This window comes from uncultured Actinomyces sp. (assembly GCF_963526355.1).
Lineage (GTDB): Bacteria > Actinomycetota > Actinomycetes > Actinomycetales > Actinomycetaceae > Actinomyces.
The window spans coordinates 1-4,372 of record NZ_CAUROW010000129.1; the positions used below are offsets into that span (position 1 = coordinate 1).

Annotated in this window: 3 protein-coding genes and 1 pseudogene; all 4 read left to right on the top strand. The window is 62.2% G+C overall.

The window, feature by feature from the left end; all coding sequences use genetic code 11:
• A pseudogene (locus tag RWR81_RS12570) lies at positions 1-296 on the top strand (ROK family protein); the annotation flags it as partial.
• Positions 297-416: 120 nt separating this feature from the next.
• A complete protein-coding gene (locus RWR81_RS12575; protein ID WP_314458065.1) occupies positions 417-1,673 on the top strand; it encodes a serine hydrolase domain-containing protein in 1,257 nt (418 codons plus the stop codon).
• Positions 1,674-1,729: 56 nt separating this feature from the next.
• Positions 1,730-3,124, top strand: a complete 1,395-nt coding sequence (locus tag RWR81_RS12580; RefSeq protein WP_314458066.1) for a histidine kinase — start codon at positions 1,730-1,732, stop codon at positions 3,122-3,124.
• Positions 3,121-3,891, top strand: coding sequence for a response regulator transcription factor (locus tag RWR81_RS12585; protein WP_314458067.1), 771 nt, complete (start codon positions 3,121-3,123; stop codon positions 3,889-3,891). The genes RWR81_RS12580 and RWR81_RS12585 overlap by 4 nt, the downstream gene beginning before the upstream one ends.
• Positions 3,892-4,372 lie beyond the last annotated feature (481 nt).

The window sequence follows — 4,372 nt, forward strand, 5'->3', positions numbered from 1 at the left end:
AGCTCGGGCACCTGGAGATCGACGGGTACGACGCCGAGACCCGGGCCTCCGCCGGACAGCGCACTGCGCAGGAGCTGTCTTGGAAGAAGTGGGCCAAGCGCCTCCAGCGCTACTACTCACACGTGGAGATGCTCTTCTCCCCGGACCTGTTCGTCGTTGGCGGCGGAGTCTCCCGTAAGCACGAGAAGTACCTGCCGCTGCTCGACCTCAAGACCCCGATCGTCCCGGCGCATCTGCTCAACACGGCCGGCATCGTCGGGGCCGCCTATCAGGCCTCCCGAGCGCGTACCTCCTGAGCGCCCCGCGCGGGCGGCCTAGCGCGGAGGTGGATATTTTATCCCGGACTGTCCATATGGACAGGCAATGCCGTGCTGTGGGAGGAGGTGACTGGCTGGTGAATTGATGACACTGGGTGCATGAGTAATACAGAGAAGATCAGTTCTGTCCGTTCCCAAGCAATCGGGGCCAGTGCAACAGGAGGGGCTGTCGGCACCCGGTTGTCTCGTCGTCGTTCGGTGGTGTGGCGGGTGTTGGCGGTTCCGGTGGCGGCGGCGATCGCGTTGGGGGCGGTTGGGGGTGCGGCCTCGGCGGCGCCGTCGAAGGGGGAGGCTGAGAGCCTGAAGTCCCGGGCCCAGGGACTGGTGGATGACGGTTACCCGGCGGCTCTGGCGGCGGTGAGTGATGCCGAGGGTGAGTCGGCGGGGGTGGCTGTGGGCAAAGGCAACCTGGAGACGGGGCAGGCCCCGCCGATGGACGGTGAGGTGAGGATCGGGTCGAACACGAAGACCTTTGTGGCTGTGGTGGTCATGCAGATGGTCCAGGAGGGCAGGGTCGGGCTCGATGAGCCGATCGAGACCTACCTGCCCGGCCTGATCAGGGGCGAGGGCATCGACGGATCAAAGATCACGGTGCGCCAGCTCCTACAACACACCAGCGGACTACCTGAGTACACCGACACGACTCCCGGAAGGAGCGATATCTTCCAGGTCAAGGATCACTACGCGCAGCCGCGTGATCTACTGGATACGGCTCTGGGTAAGCCGGCGGCCTTTGAGCCGGGGACGCAGTGGGCCTACACGAATACGAACTACATTGTGCTGGGGATGCTCATTGAGCGGGTGTCTCAACGCCCAGTGGGGGAGCAGATCGACCAGCGCATCATCAAGAAGCTAGGACTGTCCCACACCTACTTCCCGGCCCCGGGAGACAGGAGCATCAAGGGCACCCACCCTCAGGGTTACCACCTCAGTGTCGACGGCGAGCTCGAGGACATTACCGAGATGGATCCGGCTTGGGCGTGGGCGGCTGGTGCGATGGTCTCGACACCCAGTGAGCTCAACACCTTCTTCCAGGCGGTCCTCGACGGCAGACTGCTGACCCAGGCCAGCATCGACGAGATGAAGAAAGGCGTCGACACCGGTTCAGGTGGCATGGTGTACGGACTGGGGCTTTTCGGTACTCCGCTCAGCTGTGGAGGCACCTCCTGGGGTCATGGAGGCGGGATTCCCGGTTATGAGACTCATAATGCCGTCGGTCCCGACGGTACCGCTGTGACCGTCGCTGTCACCGCCCTTTCCAGTGCTGTTGCCGACCAGAGCGACCTGGAAAGCTCCGCCAAGGAGAAGGGCGCAAAGATCGATAAGACCGTCGACGTCACTTTGTGCCACAAGTGATGAGTTCTGAGGCGGAGTCGGGGGCTTCGTCACCGCGCATGTGCTTGACTCGGGACATGCTCGATTCCGCCGTCGGAGTGCAATCGTCACCAGGGCTCCCACGAGCTGCGGTGGCGCTGTGCCTGTTCACCGCTCTGACGTATATCGGCATGGTGCTGGTGGATTCAGAGTATGTCGCCAGGTATGGGGCCAGTACCGTTTCTAGGGCGGTTGTCCTGGGTGTGCTCGTTTTCCTCCAAATGACGGCCGTGATGGTGACGGCTTACTTCCCGTACGGAGTCCTCGCAGTCGTCTCCGTTGTAGATCTCATCATCCTCACCATCAGTGATCGATCGGGGCTCGGCTCCATAGCCGTGGTGGTGGTGATCTGGTATCTCGTTCGTTATCGTATTCGGCACTGGATGTCGGCGCTCGTCGGTTGTGTGGCAGTATTTATCCTCGTCTTTATGGCGGGGGAGATATATTCCGGTCAGCGAGGAATAATCGCCGATGCTATTTTAGTGATGACGGAACTGGTACAACGCTATTTCCTGGCAGTGGTTGTGGCGGAGTACATGCTTGGGCGTGAGCGGCTGCACCGTGCACTATGCGACAAGGCTGAGCTCCTCGAGCGGGAGAAGCAGTTGCTCGAGCAGCAGGAGCGTGGGCGAGTTGAACGCGAATTGCGGGCCAGTCGCGATGCTCTGGCCCGAGACCTCCACGACATCGCCGGTCATCACCTCTCCGGCGTCATTGTCAGTGCTCAGGCGGCTGCGGCTCTGCGGCACAAGGACCCGGATCGCTCCGACCAGATGCTCCGGGCAGTGCGGGATAGCGCCCAAACCGCTCTGGCCGATCTGCGTCAGATCGTTGGACTGCTGCGTAGTGGGGACAGCAGCGGCTCTCAACGTGAAGGACAGGTTGAGGGCGGTCGGCTGGGCGAGCCGACGTCGTCGGACGCAGGGCCGACACTCGAGTCAGCGGCTGTGACGGGGGCCCGGGTGACGAGGGAACCGGTGCATCTGCCGTCGCTGGCGGCTGTGCCGCGCCTTGTTGAGGAGTCCCGCCGTCGTCAACAGCGGGTCGGATACGCAGTCAACGGTCGGCCCTGTCCCCTGAGCCCGCTGGCGGATACCGCCGCCTACCGCATGGTCCAGGAGTCGCTCGCCAACAGTGCGCGGCACGCGCCGGGCGCCCCCTGTCAGGTGTATGTCACCTATCAGGACGAATGTGTCGAAGTCGTCGTGAGCAACCGACGTCCGCCGAATGCGGAGATGCGTCAGGCGGACTCTGGCGGCAAGGGCGGTGGGTATGGCCTGTCCGGTATGGCTGAGCGCGCTGCTCTGGTGGGTGCGGAGTTGATCACCGGCCCCGATCCCGACGGTGGTTGGTGCAACCGACTTGTCATTCCCGTCTCTGTGGTCGGCACTGATCGCTGCGATGACGGCGATTCGAAGATAGGAGACTCATGATCCGACTCGTCATCGCTGACGATCAGGCGGTGGTCCGCGCCGGCTTGAGCGTCATTCTCGGAGCGGAGGAGGACATCGAGGTCGTGGGCGAGGCGGCTGACGGCGCCGAGGCCGTCGAGCTCGCCCGAGAGCTGCGCCCCGACGTCGTGTGCATGGACATCCGCATGCCCGGCATCGACGGCATCGCAGCGACACGGGCGATCGTCACCGACCCCGACCTGGACGTGGACGTGCTCATCCTGACCACCTTCGACGTCGATGATGATGTCCTGGCCTCGCTCGAAGCCGGGGCCGCTGGGTTCCTCCTCAAAGGTGCGGACGAGGATGCCCTGCTGGGAGCGATCCGGTCCGTAGCCGCTGGAGAGGGAACCCTGGATCAACGTGTCACCCGCCGTATCCTTCATGAGCTTTCCAGGCGTGGAACCAGTGGCGGATCAGGATCCACCGACGGAGAGACCCTTCTCCACCCGCGGTCCAAGGAGAGTACCAAGGTGGGGGCTGCGGACATGGGGATCGGGATGGACAACGACGCCGGTTCTGGGCGGGCCGCCGACTGCTCCTCGGTGGGAGTCGCTCTGACCACTCGTGAGCTGGAGGTACTCTCGCTGCTGGCCCGAGGGCTGTCCAACGGCGAGATGGCCTCGTGCCTGTACGTCGAGCCGACGACGATCAAGTACCACCTGACTGGACTCATGCAGAAGACCGGATCCCGCGACCGCCTGCAGACAGTGCTCTGGGGAATTCGCGCGGGCCTGGTACACCCCTGAAAATGTATGAGGGACGAGAGACGCTGCAAGCGGTGCCGGTTCGAGAAGATGCCACGTGACGCACAAGGAACGCCGTGTGATGTAGGTCATGCAGATTGTGTTTGACAGGTGGCGATCTCATCTGACTATAGTTCTCCTCGCTGCCGATGTGGCCGAACGGCTCAACGGCAGTGCTGGACGACAGGATCGATGGATGAAAGTCTGTTGATGCGAAGTGGGTCGAAAAGTTCAGAGATCAGGGTCACGCGATCCGAAATTGATTTCAGGGACTTGACCTGCTTACTGTAGTGCAGTCGCCTCTGAGTGTCTGTGAAGTATATTCTTCATGTACTCTTGGTGGGTGTGTTGTTTGAGAACTCGATAGTGTGTTATGTTTTTTATGCCATTTGGTCCTGGGGGCTGCGCATGGTGGGCTTTTGTTTGTTGTGTGTGGTTTTTGGGGCTTGTTTTGTTTTGGTTTGCCTGGCTTCTGGCTGTTGTG

Bases quoted from the DNA above. Each gene is read 5' to 3' on its own strand.
- RWR81_RS12575 (WP_314458065.1), top strand. From the start codon at position 417: ATGAGTAATACAGAGAAGATCAGTTCTGTCCGTTCCCAAGCAATCGGG.
- RWR81_RS12580 (WP_314458066.1), top strand. From the start codon at position 1,730: ATGCTCGATTCCGCCGTCGGAGTGCAATCGTCACCAGGGCTCCCACGA.
- RWR81_RS12585 (WP_314458067.1), top strand. From the start codon at position 3,121: ATGATCCGACTCGTCATCGCTGACGATCAGGCGGTGGTCCGCGCCGGC.